This window comes from Corynebacterium haematomassiliense (genome assembly GCF_013978595.1).
Lineage (GTDB): Bacteria > Actinomycetota > Actinomycetes > Mycobacteriales > Mycobacteriaceae > Corynebacterium > Corynebacterium lehmanniae.
On record NZ_JACDTZ010000001.1, the window covers coordinates 1,660,391 to 1,685,718 of the forward strand.

General features: G+C 66.0%; 29 protein-coding genes. 9 read left to right on the plus strand and 20 right to left on the minus strand.

The annotated features are described in order from the left end of the window. Positions 1 to 5: 5 nt before the first annotated feature. Positions 6 to 1,319 carry an MFS transporter gene (locus H0193_RS07825; protein ID WP_181889297.1) on the plus strand — a complete coding sequence of 438 codons (1,314 nt, stop codon included), beginning with the start codon at positions 6 to 8 and terminating at the stop codon, positions 1,317 to 1,319. An 18-nt stretch (positions 1,320 to 1,337) separates the two neighbouring features. Here H0193_RS07825 and H0193_RS07830 read toward each other — a convergent pair whose 3' ends face one another. Both H0193_RS07830 and dnaB read right to left on the minus strand, forming a co-directional pair. Beyond that, positions 1,338 to 1,526 carry a hypothetical protein gene (locus H0193_RS07830; protein WP_070844554.1) on the minus strand — a complete coding sequence of 63 codons (189 nt, stop codon included), beginning with the start codon at positions 1,524 to 1,526 and terminating at the stop codon, positions 1,338 to 1,340. 106 nt (positions 1,527 to 1,632) lie between these two features. After that, on the minus strand, positions 1,633 to 3,150 hold the full coding sequence (gene dnaB / locus H0193_RS07835) for a replicative DNA helicase (RefSeq protein WP_181889298.1): 1,518 nt from the start codon (positions 3,148 to 3,150) through the stop codon (positions 1,633 to 1,635). Between the two features lie 437 nt (positions 3,151 to 3,587). On the opposite strand from dnaB, the gene H0193_RS07840 reads away from it, so the two are divergent. Continuing rightward, the gene (locus tag H0193_RS07840; RefSeq protein ID WP_181889299.1) at positions 3,588 to 3,932 is read left to right on the plus strand and encodes a hypothetical protein; all 345 of its coding nucleotides are present in this window, start codon (positions 3,588 to 3,590) and stop codon (positions 3,930 to 3,932) included. Here H0193_RS07840 and H0193_RS07845 read toward each other — a convergent pair. Further along, positions 3,921 to 5,981 carry a RecQ family ATP-dependent DNA helicase gene (locus H0193_RS07845; RefSeq protein ID WP_181889300.1) on the minus strand — a complete coding sequence of 687 codons (2,061 nt, stop codon included), beginning with the start codon at positions 5,979 to 5,981 and terminating at the stop codon, positions 3,921 to 3,923. The two genes, H0193_RS07840 and H0193_RS07845, sit on opposite strands and share 12 nt — an antisense overlap. A gap of 60 nt (positions 5,982 to 6,041) precedes the next feature. Between H0193_RS07845 and H0193_RS12470 the strand changes: the two genes are divergently transcribed. After that, positions 6,042 to 6,176, plus strand: coding sequence for a hypothetical protein (locus H0193_RS12470; protein ID WP_269508601.1), 135 nt, complete (start codon positions 6,042 to 6,044; stop codon positions 6,174 to 6,176). Here H0193_RS12470 and H0193_RS07850 read toward each other — a convergent pair whose 3' ends face one another. From H0193_RS07850 to H0193_RS07905, 12 genes are all read right to left on the minus strand, one after another. Continuing rightward, entirely contained in the window at positions 6,177 to 6,851 is a 675-nt protein-coding gene (locus H0193_RS07850; protein ID WP_181889301.1) for an AAA family ATPase, read from the minus strand. 163 nt (positions 6,852 to 7,014) lie between these two features. Next, positions 7,015 to 7,701, minus strand: coding sequence for an AAA family ATPase (locus H0193_RS07855; RefSeq protein ID WP_181889302.1), 687 nt, complete (start codon positions 7,699 to 7,701; stop codon positions 7,015 to 7,017). Between the two features lie 2 nt (positions 7,702 to 7,703). Beyond that, the gene (locus tag H0193_RS07860) at positions 7,704 to 8,102 is read right to left on the minus strand and encodes a type II toxin-antitoxin system VapC family toxin (protein ID WP_181889303.1); all 399 of its coding nucleotides are present in this window, start codon (positions 8,100 to 8,102) and stop codon (positions 7,704 to 7,706) included. Positions 8,103 to 8,110: 8 nt separating this feature from the next. Further along, positions 8,111 to 8,398: an antitoxin gene (locus H0193_RS07865; RefSeq protein WP_181889304.1), complete on the minus strand. Its 288-nt coding sequence runs from the start codon at positions 8,396 to 8,398 to the stop codon at positions 8,111 to 8,113. Between the two features lie 54 nt (positions 8,399 to 8,452). Beyond that, positions 8,453 to 9,214, minus strand: coding sequence for a chymotrypsin family serine protease (locus H0193_RS07870; RefSeq protein WP_181889305.1), 762 nt, complete (start codon positions 9,212 to 9,214; stop codon positions 8,453 to 8,455). Positions 9,215 to 9,341: 127 nt separating this feature from the next. Next, positions 9,342 to 9,794: a 50S ribosomal protein L9 gene (rplI, locus tag H0193_RS07875; RefSeq protein WP_181889306.1), complete on the minus strand. Its 453-nt coding sequence runs from the start codon at positions 9,792 to 9,794 to the stop codon at positions 9,342 to 9,344. A 48-nt stretch (positions 9,795 to 9,842) separates the two neighbouring features. Further along, positions 9,843 to 10,487, minus strand: coding sequence for a single-stranded DNA-binding protein (locus H0193_RS07880; protein ID WP_181889307.1), 645 nt, complete (start codon positions 10,485 to 10,487; stop codon positions 9,843 to 9,845). A 51-nt stretch (positions 10,488 to 10,538) separates the two neighbouring features. Beyond that, the gene (gene rpsF / locus H0193_RS07885; protein ID WP_181889308.1) at positions 10,539 to 10,835 is read right to left on the minus strand and encodes a 30S ribosomal protein S6; all 297 of its coding nucleotides are present in this window, start codon (positions 10,833 to 10,835) and stop codon (positions 10,539 to 10,541) included. A gap of 274 nt (positions 10,836 to 11,109) precedes the next feature. Continuing rightward, positions 11,110 to 11,298 (minus strand): hypothetical protein, encoded by a 189-nt coding sequence (locus H0193_RS07890; RefSeq protein WP_181889309.1) that lies wholly within the window; start codon positions 11,296 to 11,298, stop codon positions 11,110 to 11,112. Between the two features lie 3 nt (positions 11,299 to 11,301). Then, positions 11,302 to 12,843: a glycosyltransferase family 87 protein gene (locus tag H0193_RS07895; protein ID WP_181889310.1), complete on the minus strand. Its 1,542-nt coding sequence runs from the start codon at positions 12,841 to 12,843 to the stop codon at positions 11,302 to 11,304. Beyond that, entirely contained in the window at positions 12,844 to 15,105 is a 2,262-nt protein-coding gene (locus H0193_RS07900) for a transglycosylase domain-containing protein (protein ID WP_420838847.1), read from the minus strand. It lies immediately after the preceding gene. A 102-nt stretch (positions 15,106 to 15,207) separates the two neighbouring features. Further along, positions 15,208 to 15,570, minus strand: coding sequence for a DUF5318 family protein (locus H0193_RS07905; RefSeq protein ID WP_181889311.1), 363 nt, complete (start codon positions 15,568 to 15,570; stop codon positions 15,208 to 15,210). A gap of 67 nt (positions 15,571 to 15,637) precedes the next feature. Here H0193_RS07905 and H0193_RS07910 point away from each other — a divergent pair, with 67 nt between their 5' ends. The 3 genes from H0193_RS07910 to H0193_RS07920 all read left to right on the plus strand — a co-directional run bounded on the left by H0193_RS07910 (position 15,638) and on the right by H0193_RS07920 (position 17,616). Further along, positions 15,638 to 16,102, plus strand: coding sequence for a MarR family winged helix-turn-helix transcriptional regulator (locus H0193_RS07910; protein ID WP_338026622.1), 465 nt, complete (start codon positions 15,638 to 15,640; stop codon positions 16,100 to 16,102). Positions 16,103 to 16,268: 166 nt separating this feature from the next. Beyond that, positions 16,269 to 17,147, plus strand: a complete 879-nt coding sequence (locus tag H0193_RS07915) for a universal stress protein (RefSeq protein ID WP_181889312.1) — start codon at positions 16,269 to 16,271, stop codon at positions 17,145 to 17,147. Positions 17,148 to 17,157: 10 nt separating this feature from the next. After that, a complete protein-coding gene (locus tag H0193_RS07920; RefSeq protein ID WP_181889313.1) occupies positions 17,158 to 17,616 on the plus strand; it encodes a hypothetical protein in 459 nt (152 codons plus the stop codon). Here H0193_RS07920 and trhO read toward each other — a convergent pair. The 4 genes from trhO to H0193_RS07940 are packed head-to-tail and all read right to left on the minus strand — an operon-like array spanning position 17,606 to position 21,118. Next, positions 17,606 to 18,496 carry an oxygen-dependent tRNA uridine(34) hydroxylase TrhO gene (gene trhO, locus H0193_RS07925; protein WP_181889314.1) on the minus strand — a complete coding sequence of 297 codons (891 nt, stop codon included), beginning with the start codon at positions 18,494 to 18,496 and terminating at the stop codon, positions 17,606 to 17,608. The two genes, H0193_RS07920 and trhO, sit on opposite strands and share 11 nt — an antisense overlap. Positions 18,497 to 18,534: 38 nt before the next feature. Further along, positions 18,535 to 19,233, minus strand: coding sequence for a PIG-L deacetylase family protein (locus tag H0193_RS07930; RefSeq protein ID WP_338026623.1), 699 nt, complete (start codon positions 19,231 to 19,233; stop codon positions 18,535 to 18,537). 1 nt (position 19,234) lies between these two features. After that, complete coding sequence (locus tag H0193_RS07935) at positions 19,235 to 19,570, minus strand: helix-turn-helix domain-containing protein (protein WP_181889315.1); 336 nt, start codon at positions 19,568 to 19,570, stop codon at positions 19,235 to 19,237. A 54-nt stretch (positions 19,571 to 19,624) separates the two neighbouring features. Beyond that, entirely contained in the window at positions 19,625 to 21,118 is a 1,494-nt protein-coding gene (locus H0193_RS07940; protein ID WP_181889316.1) for a DUF1846 domain-containing protein, read from the minus strand. Positions 21,119 to 21,143: 25 nt separating this feature from the next. Between H0193_RS07940 and H0193_RS07945 the strand changes: the two genes are divergently transcribed. From H0193_RS07945 to H0193_RS07955, 3 genes are read left to right on the plus strand one after another with little or no spacing between them, the layout of a single operon-like run. Further along, positions 21,144 to 21,950 (plus strand): Fpg/Nei family DNA glycosylase, encoded by an 807-nt coding sequence (locus H0193_RS07945; protein ID WP_181889317.1) that lies wholly within the window; start codon positions 21,144 to 21,146, stop codon positions 21,948 to 21,950. 21 nt (positions 21,951 to 21,971) lie between these two features. After that, on the plus strand, positions 21,972 to 23,543 hold the full coding sequence (locus H0193_RS07950; protein WP_181889318.1) for a bifunctional ADP-dependent NAD(P)H-hydrate dehydratase/NAD(P)H-hydrate epimerase: 1,572 nt from the start codon (positions 21,972 to 21,974) through the stop codon (positions 23,541 to 23,543). Further along, a complete protein-coding gene (locus H0193_RS07955; RefSeq protein ID WP_181889319.1) occupies positions 23,536 to 24,492 on the plus strand; it encodes an NAD(P)-binding domain-containing protein in 957 nt (318 codons plus the stop codon). The genes H0193_RS07950 and H0193_RS07955 overlap by 8 nt, the downstream gene beginning before the upstream one ends. Positions 24,493 to 25,022: 530 nt before the next feature. On the opposite strand, the gene H0193_RS07960 is transcribed toward H0193_RS07955, so the two are convergent. Then, complete coding sequence (locus H0193_RS07960) at positions 25,023 to 25,328, minus strand: metal-sensitive transcriptional regulator (RefSeq protein WP_070478524.1); 306 nt, start codon at positions 25,326 to 25,328, stop codon at positions 25,023 to 25,025.

Here is a 25,328-nt window from a genome sequence, read left to right on the forward strand (position 1 = left end):
CCCGCATGAACTCTTCTGCGCAGCTCACTCGCACTGAGCGACTGGACCGCCTGCCGGTCACCCCGAAACACAAGCGCCTGCTGGTCGGCTCCGGGATCGGCTGGGCCCTCGACGCGATGGACATCGGCCTCGTGTCCTTCATCCTCGCCGCGCTGGCCGCGCAGTGGAATTTGGACAACACCACCACGGGGTGGATTGCGTCGGTGGGGTTCGTGGGCATGGCCATCGGCGCGAGCCTGGGCGGGCTGCTCGCCGACAAGATCGGCCGCCGCCAAGTCTTCGCCGCAACGCTCTTGCTCTACGGGCTGGCCACCGGTGCCTCAGCGCTGGCGTGGTCCGTGGCGTCGCTGATGGTGTTCCGCTTCCTGGTGGGCCTTGGGCTTGGCGCGGAACTGCCGGTAGCCTCCACGCTGGTCAGCGAGTTTTCGCCGCGGAAGGTCCGGGGGCGCATGGTCGTGCTCTTAGAGGCGTTTTGGGCGGTGGGGTGGATCATGGCGGCCGTCATCGGCACCTTCGTGGTGGCGCAGAGCGACAACGGCTGGCGCTGGGGCTTCGCGCTCGGCGCGGTGCCAGCGATGTACGCCATCTACGTGCGCATGGGACTGCCGGAATCCGTTCGCTTCCTCGAGTCAGCGGGGCGGCACGACGAAGCCGAACGGATCGTCCGCGAGTTCGAGGCCGAGGCTGACCCCGCGCAGTACGACACCGCCGCGCCAGCCCAGGAACACCCCGTCGATGGCGGTATCTGGGGCCCGGAGCTGCGCGGGCGCACCGCCGCATTTTGGGCTATCTGGTTCTGCGTGTCGCTGTCCTACTACGGCGCGTTCATCTGGATCCCGTCCCTGCTGGTGGAGCAGGGTTTCTCCCTGGTTCGCTCGTTCACCTTCACGCTGATCATCACCCTGGCGCAGCTGCCCGGCTACGCCGCGGCCGCCTGGCTCATCGAGCGGTGGGGCCGCCGCACCACGCTGGCGAGTTTCCTCGCGGGCTCGGCGATTGCTGCGTTCGCGTACGGCATGGCCAGCACGGAGTGGCAGATCATCGCTGCGGGTTGCCTGCTCAGCTTCTTCAACCTTGGGGCGTGGGGTGCGCTGTACGCGATCGGCCCGGAGCTCTACCCCACCGCTATCCGCGCAACCGGCACGGGCGCGGGCGCGGCGTTCGGCCGCATCGGCTCAATTCTCGCGCCGCTGGTGGTTCCGCCGGTGCTCGCCTTCGGCGGCTCGACGGCGGTGTTCGGCGTGTTCGCCGCCGCCTTCGCGCTGGCCTGCGCGGCGGCGTTTACGCTGCCTGAGCAGCGTGGGGTGGCGATTGCGTAGTTCAGGCGGAGCCCGTCGCTAAGCAAAGAAGCGCGTGATGCGCGACAGCAGCGACTTGTCCTCCGTCGCCTTGTCGATCTCCTCGATGTTGCGCGGCAGGTTGAGCAGGAGCGTGTTCTCCCCCGTCTTGGCGACGGTAATGCTCGGGTCGAGCTTGGCCACCGTGCTCGCGCAGGCGGCGGGGCCGTTCATGGAACGCACGGTCATGGCTTTCTCCTTTGCAGCTTTTGCGTTGTGCTGTTGAAGCATAAACGCGTTTCCGCAGCGTGTCACCGTTGGAAAGCCATGCCTAACTGTTCATAGGGCAGGTTAACTAGCCGTGCGCCATGTTGACGAAGCGCGAGTAGTGCAGCTGGTGCGCCACCGGAATGGTGTCGATCGGGCCGCCGCGGTGCTTCGCCACGATGATGTCCGCCTCGCCCGCGCGCTCGTCGTCGCGGTCCTGCGAGTCCGGGCGGTAGAGCAGAAACACCATGTCGGCGTCCTGCTCCAGCGAGCCTGACTCGCGCAGGTCAGCCAGCTGCGGGCGCTTGTCGGTGCGGGCCTCCGGGCCACGGTTGAGCTGAGAGATGGCGATCACCGGCACCTCGAGCTCTTTGGCCAGCAGCTTCAGGTGGCGGGAGAACTCCGAGACCTCCTGCTGGCGCGACTCGACCTTCTTGCCGGAGCTCATCAGCTGCAGGTAGTCCACCACAATCAGGTCCAGGCCGTGCTGCTGCTTCAGGCGGCGCGCCTTGGAGCGGATTTCCATCATGGTGAGGTTCGGCGAGTCGTCGATAAACAGCGGCGCGTCCTGAATCTCGGTGAGGCGGTGGGTGAGCTTCTCCCAATCACGCTCCTCCATCTGGCCCGAGCGCATCGCCGAGAGCTTGATCTCCGTCTCCGCGGACAGCATGCGCATGATGATCTCGGAGGCGCTCATCTCCAGCGAGAAGATCACGGACGTCTTGTTCTGGTGGATCGAGCACGAGCGCATGAAGTCCAGCGCGAGCGTGGATTTACCCACACCGGGACGCGCCGCGATGATGATCATCTGGCCGGCGTGCAGGCCGTTGGTGAGCTTGTCCAGGTCGATGAACCCGGTGGGCACGCCCGCCTCGAGCGCGCCGCCGGAGGCGATCATGGTCAGCTCGTCAATAGTGGGCTTGAGCAGTTCCGACAGCGGGCGGTAGTCCTCGCCCGACTGGTTGCGGGTGATGTTGAAGACCTTCTGCTGGGCATGGTCGACGATCGCGTCGACCTCCATGCCCTCCTCGCCCTCGTAGCCGAGCTGCACCACCTGCGTGCCGGCGTTAACCAGCTGGCGCAGGATCGACTTTTCCTCCACGATCTCCGCGTAGTAGCGGGCGTTCGCCGCCGTGGGAACCTCGGAGATCAGCGTGTGCAGATACGGCGCGCCGCCGACGCGCTCGAGCTCGTTGATGCGGTCCAGCCGCCCAGCGACAATGAGCACGTCGACGTTGCTGCCCTGCGCGAACAGGTCCAGGATGGCCTGGTAGATCAGCTGGTGCGCCGGAAAGTAAAAGTCGTCCGGGCGCAGGCTTTCCGCCACATCCAGGATGACGTCGGGGTTGAGCAGCATCGCGCCGATGACGGAGCGCTCCGCCAGCTCGTCGTGCGGCGGCGTGCGGTATTCCTGCAGCTCGTTGTTGCCGCGGTTGAAGTTGGAGTAGCGGTTGCTTCTCGACGAGCTACCGCCCCTCCCACCTTTCCCCCTCGAGTTACCGCTGTTGCCTTGGAACGCGTCAAAGTCGGAGTCGCTGAAGTCCCCGTAGTCCGCGGCCGGTTCCGGCGGCGGCACGTAGTCGTCGAAGCTGTCGTCTGCACCCATGGGCTCCCCTTTCGCTGTGTGTATGAGACTACCCCGTAATGCAAACCGCAAACCGAGTTATCCACAGGGGGTGTGGACAATTGGGGAATGTGCGGGTGAGTTTTCCACAGGGGTGGTGTTTGCGGTGTGGAATTCGTGTGAATTCGAGACTCCAAGCCACTGGACAACGGTACATTTCCGCAGTTCACCCTGTATATTTTCAAACTCACGCCGAGTGACGTTTTAGGTGGATAACTCGGTTGACCACGGCGTTTGACAACCGCGAAATGTCCACTCGAGTGGACAATCTAACCCCTACCCAGGCTGTATAACCCACCACTTATCCACATTCCGTCACAGGGGCGCACCCGGTGTGTTTTTGTTACCGTCGTCGCATGTCCCCACGAGCAATTCTCTGGAGTTACCTCGTCTTTGCAGTGGCGTTTCCAGCAGTGTGCGTGGCTGGGATGCGAACGGTTGGCGGCAATCTCGACTTCGCGGCCTACCGCCTCGCCTTCGCCGTCCTCGCCGTGCTTGCGGCAGCGGGAGCGGTCGGATGGGCTGCCACCTACACTGCGGCAGCGCGGCGGAGTGGCCCTGCGCACGGTGTGGCCGTCTGGATCGCCACAGCGTGCCTTGCCGTGGGCTTCGGCTCTGTCGCCGACTCGAGCTGGCAGGAATACCAGGCGGGCATGGATCTGCCCACCATCAACCTCTTCCTGTACCTTCTCCCGATCGGCCTGTTCATCCTGCTGGGCACGGCCGTTGCGCAGACCGTGGCGGCGAGGACCTCACGCGCGTGAGGCGAACGCCAGCGGTAGCACCTCCACACCGAAACGCTCGGCGATATCGGCTGCGGCGACGGTGACCGACCAGCCGGAGTCCACCTCGCCGGTAAGCAGCAGCACGGGTCCTTCGGCCATGGCAAGCCCCGAGTAGTCGAAGTACCTATCCAGCGCGTTGACACGGAAGGCGGAGTTGCGCGCCTCCACCTCTGCCCCGCCGGCCTGCACTGCCCCGCCGTAAGCCATTTGCCCCACGCGGGCGAGCGCCTCCGCAGTGGAGGCGACCATCTCCGCCCGTGCCGGGTCCGCCGAGCCGAGTGCCACCACTGTGGCCGGGCGCGTGTCCCAGTCCCAGTCCGCCAGCACGGCGACGAAGCGGGTCAGCCACTGGTCGTCGCGCCAATTCTCGGCGGGGCGGTAAGCGTTGTCGCGCAAGAGTTGGGCCAGGGCGGGGCCGCGGGCGACGTCGTTGAGCCGGCCCAGCGCCTTGCCGCCGAGTACGCCCTTGATTTTGCCGCGGCGCGCGGAGCCTGTCGGCCACATCTTGCGCTGGGAAAGCGGCACACCGGGGGCCTTCAGGCGGGCGTCGATGCGCTCGGCGAGCGCCGGGTCCACGTCGGTGGGCAGGTGGTTGCCGGTGCAGTTGTCGCAGCGCCCGCAGCGCTCCCCCTCCCCGATCGTCGGATCGTCCAGCTCGCTGCGCAAAAACACCATGCGGCAGGCGTCCGTGGACTCGTAGGCCAGCATGAGGTTTTGTTCGCGCTCGCGGGCGTCCGCCAGGCCGTCGTAACGCTTGTGGTCGTAGGCCCAAGACTCACCGGTAGCAACCCAGCCGCCCTTGACGCGTTGCACCGCGCCGTCAACGTCCAGCACTTTCAGCGCCTGGTCAATGCGTGTGCGCGACAAGTCCACGGCGTTTTCGAGTTTCGGGGTGGAGATTGGATCATCGCCGAGCGCGCCCAGCAGCTGCTGCACCACCGGCTCCTCCGGCATGGACACGGACGCGAAGTACTCCCACACGCGTTGATCCTCCGGGCCGGGCAACAGCACCACCTCGGCGTGGTCGGTGGCGCGCCCGGCGCGGCCGATCTGCTGGTAGTAGCTCACCGGGGAGCTCGGCGCGCCCAGGTGCACCACGAAGCCGAGGTCCGGCTTGTCAAAGCCCATGCCGAGCGCCGATGTGGCCACCAGGGCTTTGAGCTCGTTGTGGATCAGCGCCTGCTCGAGGCGCTCGCGTTCCTCCGCCTCCGTACGGCCGGTGTAGGCGGCCACGTTCCACCCAGCGGTCTCCAGCGCCTCCGCCAGGTCGTGCGCGGCAGCCACGGTGAGGCAGTAGATGATGCCGGAGCCTTCCACCTGCGCCAGGTACTGCGCGATCCAGGCGGCGCGCTGGGTGGGGTCACCCAAACGCACCACGTTCAGTGACAGGGATTCGCGGTCCAGCCCGCCGCGGAGCACGCCGGTGCCTTCGCCCAGCTGAGCAACAACGTCGGCCACCACGCGGTCGTTCGCCGTTGCGGTGGTGGCCAGGACGGGGGTGTTGGCCGGGAGGTCGTCGATAAGCAAAGAAATGCGCCGGTAATCCGGCCTAAAATCGTGCCCCCAGTCGGAGATGCAGTGGGCCTCGTCCACAACCAGCATGCCGACGGACCGCGCGAGCTGTGGCAGCACTTCCTCGCGAAAGCCCGGCGCGTTGAGGCGCTCCGGGCTGATCAGGAGCAGGTCCAGCTTGTCGACGTCTGCCTGGATCTCCTCCCACTGCGTCATGTTCGCGGAGTTGATCGTGGCCGCCCGGATGCCGGCGCGTGCGGCCGCTTCGACCTGGTTGCGCATGAGCGCGAGCAGCGGCGAGACGATAATCGACGGACCTTCGCCCGCCTCGCGCAACAGCTTCGCGGCGATAAAGTACACCGCCGATTTTCCCCAGCCCGTGCGCTGCGCCACTAGCATGCGTTTGCGCTGGTTAACGAGGGAATCGACGGCCGTCCACTGGTCGTCGCGCAGGGCGGCGTGGGGCCCCGCGATGCCCTTGAGAAGTTCGTCCGCTTGTTCGCGTGTCGCAGTCATGGCGCACACCATATACCACGGCCCCGACACGGGTGTTCGAACAGTGGTACCGTCCGCAACATGCCCGACAAAGAACCCGAAGAACCGCTGCAGGAGACCGTGGACTTCGAGTACACGCGCCACAGCGCAGAAGTGGAACTTGACCGGATTTATGCGCAACGGAAAGAACTCATGCGACGACTTGCAGAGTCCTAGCTAACCCAGCTCGTCCTCCGCCCAGTCCGCCATGTACTCGGCGATGCCGTGCGGGTCCGCCAGAAAGTCGCGCATCGCCCGGAACGCGAGTGTGTCTTCCACCGCCAGGCCGCGGTCCACGCCGTGCTCGCCGACCTCCACGATCTCCGCGCCAGGGATCCCGAGCACGATCGGCGAGTGCGTCACCGCGATCACCTGCGCGCTTTGCTCGCCGATTGCGTGCAGCTGCGCCACCAGCGCCATCTGCGCGACGGCGGACAGCCCCGATTCGGGCTCGTCCAGCAAGTACAGCGCATCTTTGGCAAACCGCGAGGTCAGCTCCAACACTGACTCCCCGTGCGACCGTTCGTCGAACTCCGTGACGCGCGTGTGCGTCTCGCCGCGCAGGAAATACCCGGCCTTGGCGCGCGCCCCGGTCCGAAGCCGCAGCGCGCCAAACATCGGGTCGTGGGCGTCAGGCTTATCGACGCCCCACGGCCCGCCCTCGACCTGAAACCCCCACGCGCGGGCAATCCCCTCCAACAGCGTGGACTTTCCCACGCCGTTGCCGCCGGTGATCAGCGTGACCGGGTGTGTCAGCGGGAAGCCGAACTCCGCGACGTGCTCGACCGCCGGCGCGTCGAGGGCCCACGGCGGGGCCTTCGACGCGTCGACGGAGACGTGCTGGATGAACATGGGGCTCATCCTACGGCGGGATCGATACGTTGAGGTCGATAGCCCCATGTCGATAGTTGCAGGTCAGCGCCTCTTGGCCTGCCGGGCCTCCAAAATCAGAAAACGCTGTAACCAGCGACTATCGACCTCGAGATATCGACATGGGCGCTCAGGGGCAGGCTCCCTAGCCGTCCACCAGGAATCTCGCCGTGCCGGCCGGGTCGTCGATGAACTCTCGGGTGGCGGTGACGGGCTCGCAGTCCTCGAAAGGCATGTGCTCCAGGGTGGGCACGGCGAGGATGCGGGCGTCGGGGACGGCGAGCAGCACCGGGGAGTGCGTGGCGATGAGCACTTGCGCGCCGCGGCGGGTCAGCACCGCGAGCAGGCCGAGCAGTTCGAGCTGGGAGAAGACCGAGAGGCCGTCTTCGGGCTCGTCCAGGATGATCAAAGAGTCCGGGCCGAAGCGTTCGTGGGCCATGCGCATGATGCCTTGGCCGTGGCTGCGGCGAGTGAGGTCTTGCAACGGGTCTTCGATTCCGAGGCTTTCATGGTATTCGGCGAGGTCGAGGTATGTTTCGCCGCGCAGGAAGTACACGTCGCTCGGGTTCGCGCGGCGGGTCAACGTGAGCGAGGCGTGGAGCCGGGAATGGTCCGCTGCCTGGAACTGGGCGTGGCGGGAACCGCCCGCGGCGTTGGCGCCGGCGGCCATAGCGATCGCCTCCACCAGCGTGGACTTCCCCGACCCGTTGTCGCCGGTGAGGATCGTGGTTTGCGCGAGCTCGAGGGGCTTTTCAGCCAAGCGACGCACCACCGGCAGGTCGCGGGCGTAGCCCTCCACCGGCGCGTCGATGCGGACCTGGGTGACGAACATGGCTACCGCCAATTCTCCAGCTTCAGGTTGGGCACGCGCGCAAACTCGCGCTCGTTTGCAGTCACAAGCACTAGATCATTTCGGATCGCCTGCGCCGCGATCCAGAGGTCGTTCGAGCCGATGACCTGCCCCCGATTCAGGAGATCAGACCGGAGCTTGCCGTATAGGCATGCGGACTCCCGATCGACCTCGAACACAGGGCAACCGTGCAGCAGGAGGTCGTACACCCGCCGCATAGCTTCTGGCCTGCGGGACCTCTCGATTCCGGCCTGAATTTCGCCAAGAACCACAGTTGATAAGCAAAGCTGCGCACTAGCTAGCTCAGAACTTTTGCGAACAACCTCTGGATGGTCACCACGTTCAATATCGATCCACACATTTGTATCAAGGAGGTACCGCACCGAATCTCCTATCGCTCGTCGCCGCGGTCAAGATCGGGGGGAAGGTCCTCCGGCAGATCATCAACTTCTTCGACCAGCCCAGGTTCAATACCGTTTACGCGCTGGAACTCGCGCAACCTCGCCACCACATGCCCGAACGATTCTTCCTCCGGCCGCAGCAGCAAACCTTCCGGCACACGTTCGATCATCACTCTGTCCGAATCAAAGCGCAGTGCCGCCGGAATCCTGACGGCCTGGCTGTTTCCCGACATGAACACTGTCGTGCGGACTGGCCCGTCCTGAATTGGTTCGGCCATAGCAATCACCCCTAGTTCAAGTGTATATCCAAGAGGATATACACACCCTGACAACTACCGCAATCCGGCGGGCAGCGGCAGCAGTCCGTCCACCGCGAGCAGCACGCCGAACGCCGTGCCGGAGACCACGCCGATGATGTTCGCGCTGCCATCCGGGTTGACGGTGTAGACCGGCCCGCCGGAATCGCCGTGCAACGCCAAGATCAGCACTGCCAGCTCGCCGGTGTCCGGGTTCACCTTCAACACCGGGCCGCAGGTGCGCGAGGTGCGCGCGCCGTCCTTGCACACAATCTGGCCCGGCTTCACCGCCGTCACCGGGTGGTAGCCCGCAACACGGCGGGTGGGGTTGATGCGCTGGACTGCGTCCGACAACGGATTGACCGCGCCGATGACCGGGATGTCGACGGCCCCACCGCGGGCGGCCGCGGCGTTGGTAACGCCGCCGGCCAGCGGGAACCAGGCGACGTCTCGGAGCGGGCTGCCCAGCGTATTGTCGCCGCGCATCTCGTAGCCCGAATCCCGCAGGTCGCCCGAGATCTTCGTGCGGCCATCCGCCGCGTACACCGCCACCGGCACCGCGCCACCAATCGGCGCCAGGCAGTGGCCCGCCGTCACGCCGTAAGCCTGCCCGTCGCGGTGCGCCACCGTATTCAGCGAACAGCCGTAACGGGAACCGTCGCTGTACGCGACGCGGATACTGTCGCCGGCGTACATCGCCACGGCCTGCGCCGGCATGGCGAACCCGGCCGCAGCAGCCGCCGCGAGCAGGAGGGACACAGCCAAAGTGCGCACGCGGCGCGCCACGGAAAACGTCATGGGCGGTATTGTATCGGCACACAAAAAGCGCGGGCCCCACTCCTCACAAGTGGGACCCGCGCTTTTAAATGCTGTTGTCGTTGGACTGCAGTTTTCCGTTCTCAGGCGGAGCAGTCGTCGATAAGCGTTATGCGCTTACGACCTCGAAGTTCACCTTGCCCTCCACGTCGTCGTGGAGGTTGACCTTGACCTGGTAGCCACCGGTCTTGGTAACAAGGCCCTTCGGCACGTTGATGCGGCGCTTATCCAAGTTCGGGCCGCCAGCGGCCTTCACAGCGTCGGCGATGTCGCCGGCCTTCACAGAGCCGAACAGCTTGCCGTTGTTAGCGGTGCGCACAGCAACCTTGACGCCCTTGAGCTGGTCGAGCTGGTCACGCAGTTCCTTCGCGTGATCCAGGTCGCGGACCTGGCGCTCAGCCTGGGCGCGCTTAATGTCTTCAATCTGCTTCTCTGCGCCGCGGGTAGCCGGGATAGCCAGGCCGCGCGGGAGCAGGAAGTTGCGTCCGTAACCGTCCTTGACCTCGACGACCTCTCCAGGCTCGCCAAGCTTCTCGACGGCAGCGGTGAGGATCAGCTTCATAATCCTAACCTTCCTTATGGTGAAAAATGCTTGATGTGTGGTTGTCGTTTAGAACGGTGGCTCATCGCCCGCGCCGCCGGAAAAACCGCCGGCATCCGGAGCGGAACCCCACGGATCATGTTGAGGCTGGGACTGGTTCGGGTTGCCCTGGGTCTGGCCCTGGCTTTGGCCGCCGAAGCCGCCGTTCGCCGGGTTGTAGCCGCCCTGGCCCTGATTCTGGCCCTGGCCGCCCTGGCCACCCTGGTCGAAACCGCCCTGGTTTCCACCAAAACCGCCGCGCTGGCCGCCCTGGTTGCCGCCGCCGTAGCCGCCCGCACCGCCCTCACGCGGATTGCGGGTGACAGACGCGCTGGCGTACTTCAGGGACGGGCCAACCTCGTCGACCTCGACCTCGAACACGGTGCGGTTTTCGCCCTCTTTGGTCTGGTAGGAACGCTGACGCAGCTTGCCGGTGACCACGACGCGCATGCCCTTGGTCAGGGACTCCGCGACGTTCTCCGCCATCTGGCGCCAGCAGTTGCAGGTGAGGAACAGGGCTTCGCCGTCTTCCCACTGGTTCGTTTCCCGGTTGAACGTGCGGGGCGTGGACGCGATGCGGAAATTCGCAACGGCAGCGCCGCTCGGGATGAAGCGCAGCTCCGGGTCCGCAACCAAGTTGCCGACAACGGTAATTGGGGTATCGCCTTGAGCCATGTCCTAAACCTTCCTACCTGCTGATCGTGTGGTTTCTGAGCCTACCGGTTCTTACTTGTCGGTACGCAGAACCTTGGTACGCAGAACGTTCTCGTTCAGGTTCAGCACGCGGTCGAGCTCCTTGACCGTGTCTGCCTCGCAGTCGAGGTTGACAACGGCGTAGATGCCCTCTTCCTTCTTGTTGATCGGGTAAGCAAGACGCTTCTTGCCCCACACATCAACGTTTTCCACCTTGCCGTTTTCCTTGCGGACGATCTCCAGGAACTTGTCCAGGGACGGGGCAACGGTGCGCTCATCCTGCTGCGGATCGAGGATGATCATTACTTCGTAGTGACGCACGGACCTCATCACCTCCTATGGTCTTGGTTGTTTCGGCCATCACCCTTGTGGTCATGGCAGGAGGGTCGTTGCGTCAAGCAACCCGAACAGACTACCCCACGGTTTGACCAGCTCAAAACCTTGGGTTTCGGGTGCGCTCGTGTGGACTCCGCATTGCGGACAATCCCGCCACCACCAATTATTGGTGCGGACCCACGTTGTGCACGAATCAACGCGGCAAAATGCTGACCTGGGCGTTTGCAACGCCAGAAGCGGCCCAAATGTCGATTCGTACAAAATCCGCCTAGTGCGGGTTGGGCACCGCGGAGAAGAGGGCGAGGGAGACCGGGATCACGGTCATAAAGAGGAAGGCGATCAAGCCGAAGCTTATCGACGCTTGCTTCCGCCCCTTCACCGCAAAATAGAACGAGGCGCAAAACAGGAAAAACGCCACCACGATGGAGGCAATGCCCAGGATTGTGGTGGCGTTCATCGGCTAGACCTTGGCGACCGTGGAGCCGGCCGGCTCGGCGTCGGCGGGTTCGGAAACGGGGTCGGCCGGAGGGGCGTCGATAGGCAAGGGCTCCTTCCACTGGTACGACAGCGACATGAGGGGGTCGTGGCCGTTGTGGGCGTCACGGACCTTGTCGCGGCGCTTGCCCAGGATCTGCTGCACCACCAGCACCATAATGGCGATGATGAAAGCGTCGCGGGAGATGATCACGATGTTGAGGAACCAGCCCGGCACGCCCATGTTGTCCGCGCCCATCATGTGCCACATCAGCACCGGCCAGACGGCCATGTCCACGACCATCCAGGACAAAAGGAGGCGCCAGTACGGCAGCGCCAGCACCGCGGGGACGACAAACCAGAGGGAGTACTGCGGGCTCCACACCTTGTTGAAGATGAGGAACAGACCGACGATCAGCGCCACCAGCTCCGCGATGCGCGGGGTCTGCGGCGCCTTCAGGCCCAGGATGAGCACGCCCAGGCAGCCCAGCAGGAACAGGATCAGCGTCACGGCGTTGAGGATCACCGGGGCGCCCTCGCCGGAGTCGAAGCCGGTCCAGCCGGTCATGCGGGAGATGACCGCGTAGATGGTGGTCCACTCCCAGCCGCGGTCGGTGTTGAGGCGGTTGAACTCACCCCAGGCATCCGGGTTGCGCAGGTAGACCGGCACGTTGACCACGAGCCAGGACACCACCATGGCGGCGAGCATCTTGCCGAACGGGACGAGGTCGCGCTTGCGCAGCGCCACGGTGAGGTACGCGCCGAGCAGGAAGATCGGCCAGAGTTTAAACGCGGTGCCCAGGCCGATGAGCACGCCGGCGAGCCAGAATTTCCGGTTGCGGGCGGCCAGCATCGCGGCGACGGCGAAGAAGATGGACGGGATGTCCCAGTTGGTGAACGCGTGGACGATCAGCAGCGGGGAGCCGGCGACCAAGAGGGTGTCCCAGACACGGTTGCCCGCGAGCTCGGCGACCATGCGGATGGTGATCACCCAGATGATGGACATGAGCAGCGCGGTGACGTAGAAGTACCAGCCGGAATCCGGCACGAAGTTGTCCACCAGGAAGTAGGTGCTGCGCGACAGCCAAGCAGACAGCTGCTGGAACAGGCCGGCGAGCACCGGGTACTCCATGTAGCGGGTCAGGCCGTCCTCCACCCACGAGTAGTCGTAGACAAAACCGCCCTGGTCCAGGCCGCGGGCGCCGTAGAGCGGAATGATGTCGTTGTAGCAGGCGGCGGTGTACTGGCGGTTGCCGTCCCAGTTGAGCTGGATGATGCCGTTGTCGTCGGCCTTGCCGCCGGCGCAGTGCGCCTTCTGCAGCAGGCCGAAGGACAAGAAGACGTATGCGACGGCGAGGATGGAGCGCAGCGGCGTCCAGAACCGGGCGCGGCCGATCTGGGCGAAGCGGCCCATCGGCCCGCCGAGGAAGTCCACCCAGCCGCGCGCGAGCGGCTCGGTGCGGCCGGGCTGGACACGGTCCGCCGGGTCCGGCCAGGTGACCTGCGTAGTCTGCGTCGGCTCAGTCATTTATTGGAACGCTCCCTGGAATTGATCGAGGACGTCGTTGATCGTGTCGTTGAGGTTCGGCGCTGGCGCCGGTGCCGGCGCGGGGGCTGGCGCGGGTGCCGGGGCTGGCGCCGGTGCGGGTGCGGGCGCCGGTGCCTCCTCCCCGCCCGGCGCCTCGGGCGCTGCTGGGGCCGACGGGTCCGCCGGTGCCGCGGAGCTCGGGGCGGACGGCGCCTGGCCGGTGCCGCCGGTGTAGCTCGGCGTCGGGTTGGAGTAGTAGCCGCCCAGGCCGACACCGCCGGAGTACGGGTTCACGCCCCAGTAGACGGGGTTGGCGTTGGGGAAGCTCATGAACTCCTGGCCCTCCAACTCGGTGTCCAGGAACTGCTTCCAGATTTGGGACGGGGTGTTGGAGCCGTACATGATGCCGCCCCACTCGTTAAAGATTGGCGAGGTGTTGTCGGCGGTGCCCACCCACACGGCCACGGCGAGCTGCGGGGTGGAGCCGACCATCCAGGCGTCCTTGTTGTTGCCGGTGTCGCCCATCTGGGCGGTGCCCGTCTTGGACGCGGACTGGCGGCCGCCGGCGAGGACAGCGTTGGAGTAGCCGGCCACGCCCTGCATGGCCTGGAGGGTGTTGTCCGCCACCTGCTCGGCCACGCGACGCTCGGTGTAGTCGTTGTCCACCTGGTAGAGGACCTCGCCGTTGGCGTCCACGATCTTGTCCACGAAGTGGGTCGGGTGCATCAGGCCGCGGTTGGTCAGGGTGGACATGGCGGTGGCCATGTCCAGCACGCGGGACTGGTACTGGCCCAACACGATGCCCTCGTAGGGCTGGCCGCCGTTTTCGCGCAGGGTCACCGGGATGCCGGGGATGGACTTGGCCACGCCCAGGGCGTGCGCCATGTCGGCGGTGTCCTGCGTGGTGTTGTCCAGCTCGTCCTGGATGCGCATGAAGGCGGTGTTGGAGGACACGGTGGTCGCCTGAGTCATGGACAGCATGCCGCCGCCGCCACCGTCCCAGTTCGTCACAGTGATGTTGCCGGGCAGGTGTACCGGGGAGGAGTCGAACTGGGCGGTCAGCGGGATGCCCTGCTGCAGCGCGGCTGCGAGGGCGAAGATCTTGAACGTCGAGCCCGTTTGCAGGCCGGCGTTGGCGTAGTCCCAGCCGGAGGGGTCGTCGCCGCCGTAGTACGCGCGCACTGCGCCTGTCGACGGATCCACGGCCACCGCACCAGTGCGCGCGTCCTCCTGCAGGTTGGTCAGGCGCTCGCGTGCGATGCGCTCCATGTTGGCCTGGGAGGCGGCGTCGATGGTGGTGGTGATTTGCAGGCCGCGGTTGGTCAAGTCGCTTTCGGTGATGCCCAGTGCCTCGAGCTCCTGGATCACCTGGTTCTTGATCAGGCCGTTCGGGCCGGTGGCTTCGGTGTATGCGGAGTAGGAAGCCGGGTCGCGGGTCTCCGGGTACACCATCCCGGCGCGCTGCTCCGGGGTGACCTTGCCCATCTCGACGAGGCCGTCCATGACGTAGTTCCAGCGCTGCTCCGCCGCCTCGCGGTTCGTCCACGGATCCAGCTCGCTGGGCAGCTGGATGGAGGCGGCCAGCACGCCGCCCTCCTCGAGGGTGAGCTGGGACGCCGGCTTGTCAAAGAAGGCGTGCGCGGCGGCCTCGACGCCGTAGGCGTTGCGGCCGAAGTACACAGTGTTCAAGTAGGCGCGGAGGATGTCCTCCTTGGACCACTGGTTGGTCATCTTCACGGAGTAGACCAGCTCATTGGCCTTGCGCTCGTAGGAGTGCTCGTTGCCCACCAGCGCGTTCTTCACGTACTGCTGGGTGATGGTGGAGCCGCCGCCTGCAGAGGTGTTGCCGGTGATCTGCCCCAGCGCCGCGCGGGCGAAACCGGTCGGCGAGAAGCCCGAGTTGGTCCAGAAGTCGCGGTCCTCCGCGGCCAGCACAGCATTCTGCACCTCCTCGGGCACAGATTCGAGGGGCACCTGCTCACGGTTGCCCTCGGGCGGCACGAGGCGGGCGAGCTCGTTTTCGCCGTCGTTGAAGTAGATCGAGGAGATCTGCGCCGTCTCAATCTCGCCTGGTTCCGGGACCTCGGCCTTGGAGTACTTCCACATAAACCAGCCGACCGGCACGCAGGCGAGCAGGAGGAGGAACAGCAAGAAGGCAAGCACCCACTGCCACGCGCGGGACTTCTTCTTTTTCTTCACGGCCGTGGTGCCGCTGGAGCCCTTCGCCTTCGCCGTATTCTTTTCAGCGCTCTGTTCAGTCACACGTTTTCCCTGCACAATTGCACCCGCCGCGCCCGCGGGGAGGGCAAACGGGCGAGCTACCTACTACATTCCTACCGGACACCCTACCTGCCCAGTTCGGATTCACACTACTGGTACGGCTGTGACTTCTTGTAACAGATGGTTCCACTTGCACGACGGGCAGACCTCCACCACGTGGACGGTCAGCGGCCCCACCTCAGCCGCAAGCCGGTCTATCTCCTCCTCGCTGCGCGCGGTGCCTGTGCGCCTGCCCAACTTTTCGGAGTAGACCCAGCGCACGTCACGCATCACTTCGCCGCACACGGGGCAGGGCCGGGCGGAATCCTCGCCGTGGTGCTGCGCGGCGGCGCGGAGCAGGAAGTCGGCGTCGCACACCTCGTCGATAGGCAAATGCCCCCGCTTGAGCTCGCGCAGCGTCTGGCGGCGCTGCCACTCGTGGGACACCTCGTGCTCGTACGTGAACATCCCGGCCATCATAACCCCAGTCCTTGCTGCTAAATTTTGAAAAGTACTTGGAAGAAAGAGGTGCACAGTGGCGGCGCACGACGAACCCTCCGCGGAAGCCATGCGGATCGCGGCGGACATCCGCCCCGCGATGACCAGCCTGTACGTGGCGTACTTCCGCAACGCGGAGAACTCCGACCTCACCGGCCCGCAGCTGTCCGTGCTGCACAGACTGGGTTTCAGCGGGCCCACGCGCATTAGCAAGCTGGCCGCAGAGGAGGGCGTGCGCCTGCCCACCGCTTCCAACACCGTCAACCAGCTGGAAAAGCGCGAGCTCGTGCGGCGCGTGCGCTCGGTGGACGACCGCCGCGGGGTGTCGGTGGAGCTGACCGATTTCGGCCGCGACGAACTGGAGCGCGTCGGCGCCGAGCGCACCCGCTCCCTCGCGCAGATGCTCAGCGCGCTCGACGCGGAGGCGCTGGAGAAGCTGGACTCGCTGACCGAGGTCCTCAACGACCTAGCCCGCGCATACGCCACGGGGTCCGCGGACTAGCCCCTTTTCCCGTGGCAGGGGCACATGTTTATGATGTGTTCATTACCCGAAAACTCGCATACGCGGACACGTGCCAAGGAGGAAGGCCCTGAGCAGCTCCCCAAGCGCTGACAGCGCCCATCTTGCGGACCTTGCCTTTCCCCTGCGCGTGCTTGTGGGCTGGGACGTGGCAAACACCGAGGCAGTGGAATTCGCCGCCTGGCTCGGCCGCTCGCTGCCGGTGACCGTGCAGGTGATGTCCAGCACCCAGTCCAAATGGACAAAATCCCTGGCCAACGCCACCAAAGGCCGCAAGAAGCGCATGAAGGAGGCGCAGGCCACCTTCGACTCCCGCGTGGAGAAGGCGCTGACGGAGCACATCCCGCGCGAGCAGTGGTCAAAGGACGTTTCCCGCCTCGTGGACAGCAAGGACAGGGTGCGCTCCCTGTACGAGACCGCGAAGGACTTCGGCGCGGACCTGATCCTGATGGGCTCTCGCGCGAAGACACCGAAGGGCCGGTTCCGCCCGTCCAGCGTTGCGGACGAGATGATGCGCTCCTGCCCCGTCCCGCTGGGGCTTGCGCCACGCGGGGTGAAGCTCTCCAAGAAGGGCATCACCCGCGTGACGTACGCGATCGTGGCGGAGGACGACCCAGCTGAGCCGGAGTTTTCCGGCCTGGACTACGCCACCGCTCTGGCCTGCAAGTTGGGGCTGCCGCTGCGCATTATCGCGTTTTCCCCCACCGCCTACGAGAAGCACACGTCCACCTGGAACGAGCAGACGCTGGGCATGCTCGACCACGCCCGCGACTACGCGTGGGCGCTGGCGGCGGAGGTCGCGCCGGACGTGTGCGACACCTTCCACGTCACCAGCTCCGTCTCGGCGGCGAAGAGCTGGAAGCGCTCCATTGATTCGGTGAAGTGGAAAAAGGGCGACATCATGTTCCTGGGGACCCATCCGTCGCCCCAGTTCACCAGCGTGTTTGTGGGCACGCTGGAAGGCGAGTTCATCCGCTACGCCTCGGTGCCTGTGGTGGTGTGCCCGCACTCCCCGAAGGCGCAGTAGGTTGGGCTCCATGGAGCACCCGGAGAACGACCTTCACTCCCCCGCCGACCGTTTCTCGCGTATGCGGCCCGAGCCGCGCTCCTTCGACGAGCTCGCGGACCAGCCGGATCCGCTGGAGGTGGACCGGAAAAACCGCCGCTCCACCCGCCAGGCGATCACGTTCGCGATGAGCACGGTAGCCGTGACCCTACTGCTGGCGTTCATTCTTGCGGTGATCTCGCGCGCGCAGGGCGGTCCGCTTTGCGACGGCAGCTCCGCCTGGCTCTGCACCGAGTCCTGGCGCACGTGGTGGGCCGTGACCACCTCGATCCCGCCGGTGGTGGGGCTACTGACCTGCGCGGTGATCACCGTGCGCAAGCTCAACCGCTACGAACGCTGGATCCCCTGGATCGGCGTGTTCTGGATCCCGCTGGTGCCCTTCACCATGGCGTGGTTGATTATCACGCTGGGGATCTTGGCTACGCAGTAGCGCGCTGGGCGCACTCCCCGCAGTACGGGTTGTTTTCGCGGCAGTCCTCGCAGCTCAAGTACTGGCGGCGGCACTCCGGCTCGTTGGCGCAGTTGTAGAACTGGTTCGTGGCCGCGCCGCAGTGCACGCAGTGGCCGAGCTGCACGTAGTCCGGGTCGCCCGGCGCGCCGAACTCGGTGTGCATGCGGTCGTCGAAGACGTACAGCGAGCCCTCCCACAGCCCCGAGTTGCCGAACTTTTCGCCGTAGCGGACGATGCCGCCGTCGATTTGGTAGACCTCCTTGAACCCGCGGTTGATCATGAGGCTGGAGAGCACCTCGCAGCGGATCCCGCCGGTGCAGTACGAGATGACGGGCTTGTCCTTCATCCAGTCGTACTTGCCGGAGTCCAGCTCTTTGATGAAGTCGTGGGTGGTTTCCACATCCGGCACCACCGCGCCTTTGAACCTGCCGATCTCTGCTTCGCGGGCGTTGCGGCCGTCGAAGAACACGGCCTCGGGGTTGTCGGCCACCAGCTCGTTGACCTGTTCCGGGCTGAGGTGCACTCCCCCGCCGACCACGCCGTTTTCGTCCACCTTCAGCTCGCCCGGCGCGCCGAAGGAGACGATCTCCTCGCGGGCCTTGACGCTGAGCTTGGGAAAGTCTTCCGCCCCGCCCTCGGACCACTTGAACTCGATGCCCTTGAAGTACTCGCGGGTTTTCTTGGCGTAGGTCTTGCAGGCGCGGATGTCGCCGCCGACAGTGCCGTTGATGCCGTCCTTGGACACGATAATGCGCCCAGTCAGCCCCAGGCCTTCACACAGGTCCCGCTGCCACAGGCGCACCGCGTCCGGGTCGGCGATGGGCTGGAACTTGTAGTAGAGCAGGATCTTGCTGGTCATGCCTGGCAGTCTATGTCCACCCAGGCCAGCGGGGAAAGTTAGAGGTCGAAGGCTTTGAACGCGATAGCCAGCGGCACTCCCAGCGCTTCCCCGCCCTGCGTGGCCGCCCCGCCGACGATCTCCGCGCCGCTGGGGTGGTCCGGTAGCGCCTGGAAGTACGCCTCGTGGGCGTCCAGCGACTGTGCGCCTTTCTCCACGTGCCGCTGCTCCACCACCACCGCGACGTCCGGCTCGTGGGCGCCGCTGACCAGCAGTGTTTCCGCCTGGTGGCGCGGGCCCAGCTCCGGGAAGAGGAACTCGTTTCCGGCGTCGCGCGCGGCGTCCACCGCCGCCATGCCCGCCACCCGGTGGTCCGCCTGGTTCAGGCCCCACGGGGCGACAACGCTCCAGTCCTGGGTGAGCACCACGGTGGGTTTGAAGGTGCGGATCTTTCCGGCGATTGCCTTGCGCAGCTCGAGGGTGTGCTCGAGCAGGCCGTCGGTGAAGTCGAGCATCTCCAGTTCCCCTGCGCCGACGATGTCGCAGGCGCGGCGCTGCTCTTTTGCGCGGATCTCGCGCACCTGCACAGGATCCCCGCCCGCGATGCCGTGCTCGCCGTGTGTGAGCAGCAGGTACGCCACCTCAATACCGTCTTCGGCCCATTTGGCCACGGCGGCCGAGGCGCCGTACTCCATGTCGTCGGGGTGGGCGACGACGGCGAGGACGCGTGCGCCGTCGCTAAGCGAAAGCTCCCGCACCTTAACCCCGCTTTTCCTTGAACGCGTGGGCGTCGCGCGTGTACACGCGGCGGTGGGTGCCCACCTTGTGGCCGGGCAGCTTGCCGTCGTCAATGAGCTTGACCACGAACGGGCGCGAGACGCCGAGCAGGTTGGCCACCTGCTGGGTGGTCATCTCCTCGTCCGGTTCGGGCGGGCGCACCAGGCGGCCCTCCGCGAGGTCCTCGAGCAGGTCACGGACCCACACGGCGGTCTGTTTCGGCAGCGTGACGTGGTCTTCTGCGCGCGTGCGCGCCACGGCAAGGTTGTTGTTGAGCTCGGCTAATGCGTCTTCCACCGGCGATTGCTGTTCCCGCATGCGCTCGACAATAAACCATAACCGAAACGAGCGCAATAGTTAGTATTGGAAAACTTAGCGCTTGTGGTACAGCGCCTTGCGCCAGTACTGCGGCTCCGAGGTGGCCAGCACGCCCAGGTTGCGGAAGATGCCCTCGTCCACGGACCCCAGGATGGTGGTGATGTGCGCGTCGCACCCGCGCAAACTGCGCAAATGCTCCAGCGCCAGCGCCGCGTCCGGGTTGCCGGACGCCGACACGGACAGCGCGATGAGCACCTCGTCGGTGTGCAGACGCGGGTTCACCGAGCCCAGGTGGCGGGTCTTCAGCGTCTGGATCGGCTCGATGGAATCGGGGGAGAGCAGGTGCACGTCGTCGTCGATGCCGGCCAGCAGCTTTAAGGCGTTGAGCAGCACCGCGGCGGACGGTCCGAGCAGGTCGGAGGTCTTTCCGGTGACGATGCGCCCGTCCGGCAGCTCCAGCGCCGCGCCCGGCTTGCCGGTGCGCTCCGCCACCTCGAGAGCGGGCGCGACCACCACGCGGTCCTCCACGGAAAGGTCCGCCTTGCGCATGACGTTGAGGTTGCGGTCGGAGATAGTGGAGTCGGCGTCGGCGCGGCGTTCGTCCACAAGCGCCGCGTAGTAGCGGCGGATGATCTCCTGCTCGGCGGCGTGGCGGCACGCGGCGTCGTCGGAGATGCAGTAGCCCGCCATGTTCACGCCCATGTCGGTCGGCGACTGGTACGGGTCCGCGCCGGTGGCCTCCCGCAGCAGCGTTTTCAGCAACGGGAAAACCTCGATATCGCGGTTATAGGAGGAGACCTTCTCCCCGTAGGCGTCCAGGTGGTACTGGTCGATGACGTTGATGTCGTCCAGGTCCGTCGTGGCGGCCTCGTACGCCAGGTTCACCGGGTGCGACAGCGGCAGGTTCCAGATGGGGAACGTCTCAAACTTGGCGTAACCAGCGTCGATGCCGCGTTTGTGCTCGTGGTACACCTGGGAAAGGCAGGTTGCCAGCTTGCCGGAACCGGGCCCCGGCGCGGTCATGACCACCAGGTCGCGGGAGGTTTCCACGTAGTCGTTGCGGCCGAAGCCTTCCTCGCTGACCACCTTCGCGGTGTCGTTCGGGTAGCCCGGGATCATGTAGTGGCGCGCCACCTTCAGCCCCAGCCGGCCCAGGCGCTCCACAAAGGCCTCCACGTTCTGGTTGTGGCCCTCCAGCTGCGTGACCACAACGTTTTCCACCAAAAATCCGCGGTCCCGGAACACGTCCACGAGCCGTAGCACGTCGTCTTCGTAGCTGATGCCCAGGTCAGCGCGCATCTTCTGGCGCACCACGTCGCCGGCGTTGAAGCAGATGACAATCTCCACTTCGTCCTTGATCCGGTCCAGCATGGCGATCTTGTTGTCGGGCGTGAATCCGGGCAGGACGCGGGAGGCGTGGTTGTCGTCGAAAAGCTTGCCGCCCATTTCCAGGTACAGCTTGCCGCCCACCTCCGCGCGCCGTTCCTGGATGTGCTCGGACTGCATTTGGATGTATTTTTCGCGGTCGAACCCGATCTCATACGGCATGGGTGCAATAGTACAGTCAGCGACCGTGCCTGAGGGTCATGTCATTCACCGGCTTGCGCGCCGCTTCAACACGGATTTCCGCCCCGCGCCGGTCTCCGCGAGCTCCCCGCAGGGGCGCTTCGAGCCTTCGCTTATCGACGGCACTCCGCTCACCCACGCTGCAGCCCACGGAAAGCACCTGTTTCTGCAGTTCACGGACGCGATCGTGCACGTGCACCTGGGTCTGATCGGGAAGTTCTCCTTTGAGCCCGCCGACACGCTGCGCGGCCAGATCCGACTGCGGCTCGTGCCGGACGGGGGAGCAGGGGATATAGCCGCCCACCTGCGCGGACCACAGACATGCGCCTACATCACCCCGGCGGAGCAGCAGGCGATTCTGGACGCCGCCGGCGAGGACCCGCTTTCTCCCGCCGCAGACCCGGACGCACTGTTCGAGCGGGTGCGGCGCTCCCGGCGCGCCATTGGCTCGCTGATGATGGACCAGGCGTACTTCGCCGGGGTGGGCAACATCTACCGGGCCGAGCCGCTGTTTCGCCAGGGCATCTCCCCGTTCACCCCTGGCCGGGAGCTGGGCCGTGAGCGTTTCGACGCCATCTGGGCCGACCTGGTCGCGCTCATGGCCGACGGGGTGGCCACCGGGCGCATCGACACAGTGCGCCCCGAGCACTTGCCCGAGGCGATGGAGCGCGCCCCGCGGGAGGACGACCACGGGGGAGAGGTCTACGTCTACCGCCGCACCGGCGAGCCTTGCCACGTGTGCGGGCACCCGGTGGACAAGCAGCAGTTTGAGGGCCGCAACCTGTTCTTTTGTCCGTCCTGCCAGGCACTTTAGGGCGCGGGTAGTGTGGTGCGCATGCACGCCACGACTTTCACCGCAGACCAGGTCCGGGCCGCGGAAGCACCGTTGCTGGATTCCCAGTCGCACCCCGACGAGCTCATGCAGTCGGCGGCGCACGCGGTGTTCGAGGCGGCGAAGGCGATGCTTGCGGACGGCACGGGCGGCCGCACGCTCGTGCTCGCCGGGCCGGGCGGCAACGGCGGCGACGCGCTCTACGCCGGCGCTGAGCTGCTGCTCGCCGGCCACAACGTGGATGCGTTGCTGACTGCCGGACACGCCCAAGAGCGGGCCCTTTCGGCGTTCACCAACGCCGGCGGCACCGTGCTGGAACGGCTGCCGGAAGGTTCCGCGGAATACGCCCTTGCCATCGACGGCATCACCGGCATCGGCGGATCCGGCGGGCTGCGCGGGGAACTCGCAGACGTGGTTGCATGGCTTCAGGGCGTAAAGGTTTTGGCCGTGGACGTGCCCTCTGGCGTTGACGCGGACACCGGCGAGGCTGGCGAGCTGCACGTCGCCGCCGACGCCACCGTCACGTTCGGCGGGTGGCGACGCGCACACGCGCTTGCCCCGGAGTGCGGGGTGCAGCTACTCGCGGACATCGGCCTGCCGGGGCGCCCGCTGCACAGTGCGCTGTTGGAAACCCTGCCGGAATGGGCGCATGAGGGCCCTGAGCTCGTGCTTGCCAACCGGGCCGTGCCAGGCCCCGGCCAGTGGCCTAGCTCCCTGATTCCGCTGCCAGCCGCGCCAGTCCAACCCGTCGAGCCAGGTCCGTACGACGACAAGTACAGCGGGGGAGTAGTGGGCGTCCGCGCAGGTAGTGACGGATATCCGGGTGCCGCGCTACTCGCCGTGTCTGGTGCTGTACACGCCTCGCCGGCAATGGTGCGCTACGCCGGTCCGCAGGCCGCTGAGGTGGTGCGGGCACATCCGGAGGTCGTCGTCACGCAAACGCTCGAGGATGCGGGACGGGTGCAGGCCTGGGTGTTCGGCCCTGGCGCCGGCACCGACAAGGCGGCCGCCGCTGAGCTCTCCTGGATCTTGCGCCAGGAGGTGCCAGTGCTCATCGACGCCGACGGCCTCACCCTCCTCGCCGAACACCCTGACCTGCGCCAACAGGTGGCCAAACGGCAGCAGACTACAGTGCTCACGCCCCACGACGGCGAGTTCGCGCGCCTCCAGAAAGCGGCCGGAGTTGCCGCGGGAATCCGCTTCGAAGAGACACTCGCCCTCGCTGCAACGCTGTGCGCGACCATCGTGCGCAAGGGCCGAATCACCCTGGTCGCGCCGGAGGACGAGCCGCACCTGATCCACGCCGTCGACGCCGGCCATTCTTGGGCTGCGACACCCGGCTCCGGCGACGTGCTCGCTGGCATCATGGGTGCGCACCTGGCGCTGGCTGCGGCACGCACCCCATACGCCGACGCCGCCATAGCCGCCACAACCACCGGGGCGGTGACCGTCCACGCGCTCGCAGCGTCACTCGCCGCCGAGACCCCGTTCGGCCCCGCCACCGCGCCGGCTAGCCGCATCGCCGAATTTGTCCGCCCCGCGACCGCGCTATGCACCCGGGACACCCATGCTTGACGCCGTCGTTGTCGGCGCCGGCCAGTCCGGCCTGGCCGTGTCGTACTACCTGCGTAAATATGGCGCTTCGTTTGTTGTTCTCGACGCCTCCGATGAGCCCGGCGGGGCATGGCCGCACTACTGGGACGCACTGACTCTGTTCTCCCGCGCGGAGTTTTCTAACCTGCCCGGCTGGCCCATGCCCCACTACGACGGCTACCCGCCGCGCGATCACGTCGTTGAGTATTTGTCCGACTACGAGCAGCGCTACGACCTGCCCATCCGACGAGGTGAGCGCGTCAAACACGTGCTTCACGACGGCTCCGCTTTCCACCTCAACGGCCACTCCACCCGCAATGTGGTGATGGCCACCGGCATCTGGTCCGCACCGTTTGTGCCCTTCATCCCCGGGTCGTTCGCGGGGGAGCAGGGGCACTCGGCTCAGTATCGGCGGCCGGAGGATTTCGCCGGGCAGCGCGTCGCTGTCGTCGGGGGCGGAAACTCCGGTGCGCAGATCGTCGCGGACCTCGCACTCGGCGGGGTGGACGTGCAATGGTTCACCCGCCGACCGCCCGCGTTCATGCCGGAGGATGTCGACGGCGAGCAGCTTTTCCGCCGTAACCGCGAGCGCTTCGTCGCCATCTCACGCGGCGAGGACGATCCCGGAGGCGCCGATTTCGGCGGCGACATCGTCCTCGTCCCCGAAGTCCGCCGGGCCCGATCACTCGATCTGCTGGACGCCGAACCCATGGTCGAGTCGTTGGACGAGCTCTCGGATTTCGACGCCCTGATCTGGGCCACCGGCTTCCGCCCCGCACTGTCTCCCGTGCGGGGGTTGGAGCGCGGCCTGGACACGCCCGGCCTGTTCGTCCTGGGCTTCGACTCGCTCAACGGCCCCGGCGCCGGGACCATCGGCGGTGTGAGCCCCTTCGCCCGCAACATCGCCCGGCGCATCGCGAGCAAGGGCTAGCGCGTCCGCCCCATAACCGCGGATCCAGTTATCAGGTCCTCAACAATCGCTGTTTTACGCCGAATAGCTGGGCCCTTGTAGCTGGAAACAGCCCACCGACCCAGACATCCCGGCTCGAATTTGGTGGGTGCGGACCAATAGTTGGTCCCTGCTTGATTGTCCACAATGCGGAGTTGTGGAGTCCGCAAGCTCAGCACCGATGACACCAACATCGAAACCGCCATCCGCGCCTTGCTCCTCAAATCGTTTGTCCGCAACCAATAGTTGGCCCACCTCCAGTTGTCCGCATCCCCTTTTATGCCGAATAGCTGGAACCTTGTAGCTGGGAACAGCCGACTGGACCTCGGCCCCCACAGTAGCCGGGCCCCCCGGCCGCGGCCTGCAAGCGCACGCCGTGGGCGCCGGCTCGCCTGGCCCGTTGAGCGAAAGTGGGCGCATCGCGGGCGGACGGCGTGTCGGTGAGGATCAGGCGTGGAGGGCGTCGTGAGGGCTTCCCGCCGTGTCCTGGAACGCGGCCTCGGGGTCCGGGATTAGGAGCGGACGAGTCGGTTGATGGCGTCGGTGGCTTCCTGTATCTTCTCGACGGCCGCCTCGTCGCTGAGCTTCGCTGCGTCGAGCACACAGTGCTTGAGATGATCGTCGAGTAGACCGGTCGCGACCCCCTGGAGGGCGCGGGTCAGGGCGGATACCTGGGTGAGGATGTCGATGCAGTATTTCTCTTCATCGATCATCTTCGCGATCCCTCGGGCTTGACCCTCAATGCGCTTCATACGGCCGAGGTAGCGCTCCTTGTCGTTGATGTATCCGTGCTGATGAGAATCGGTGTCGACAGACAT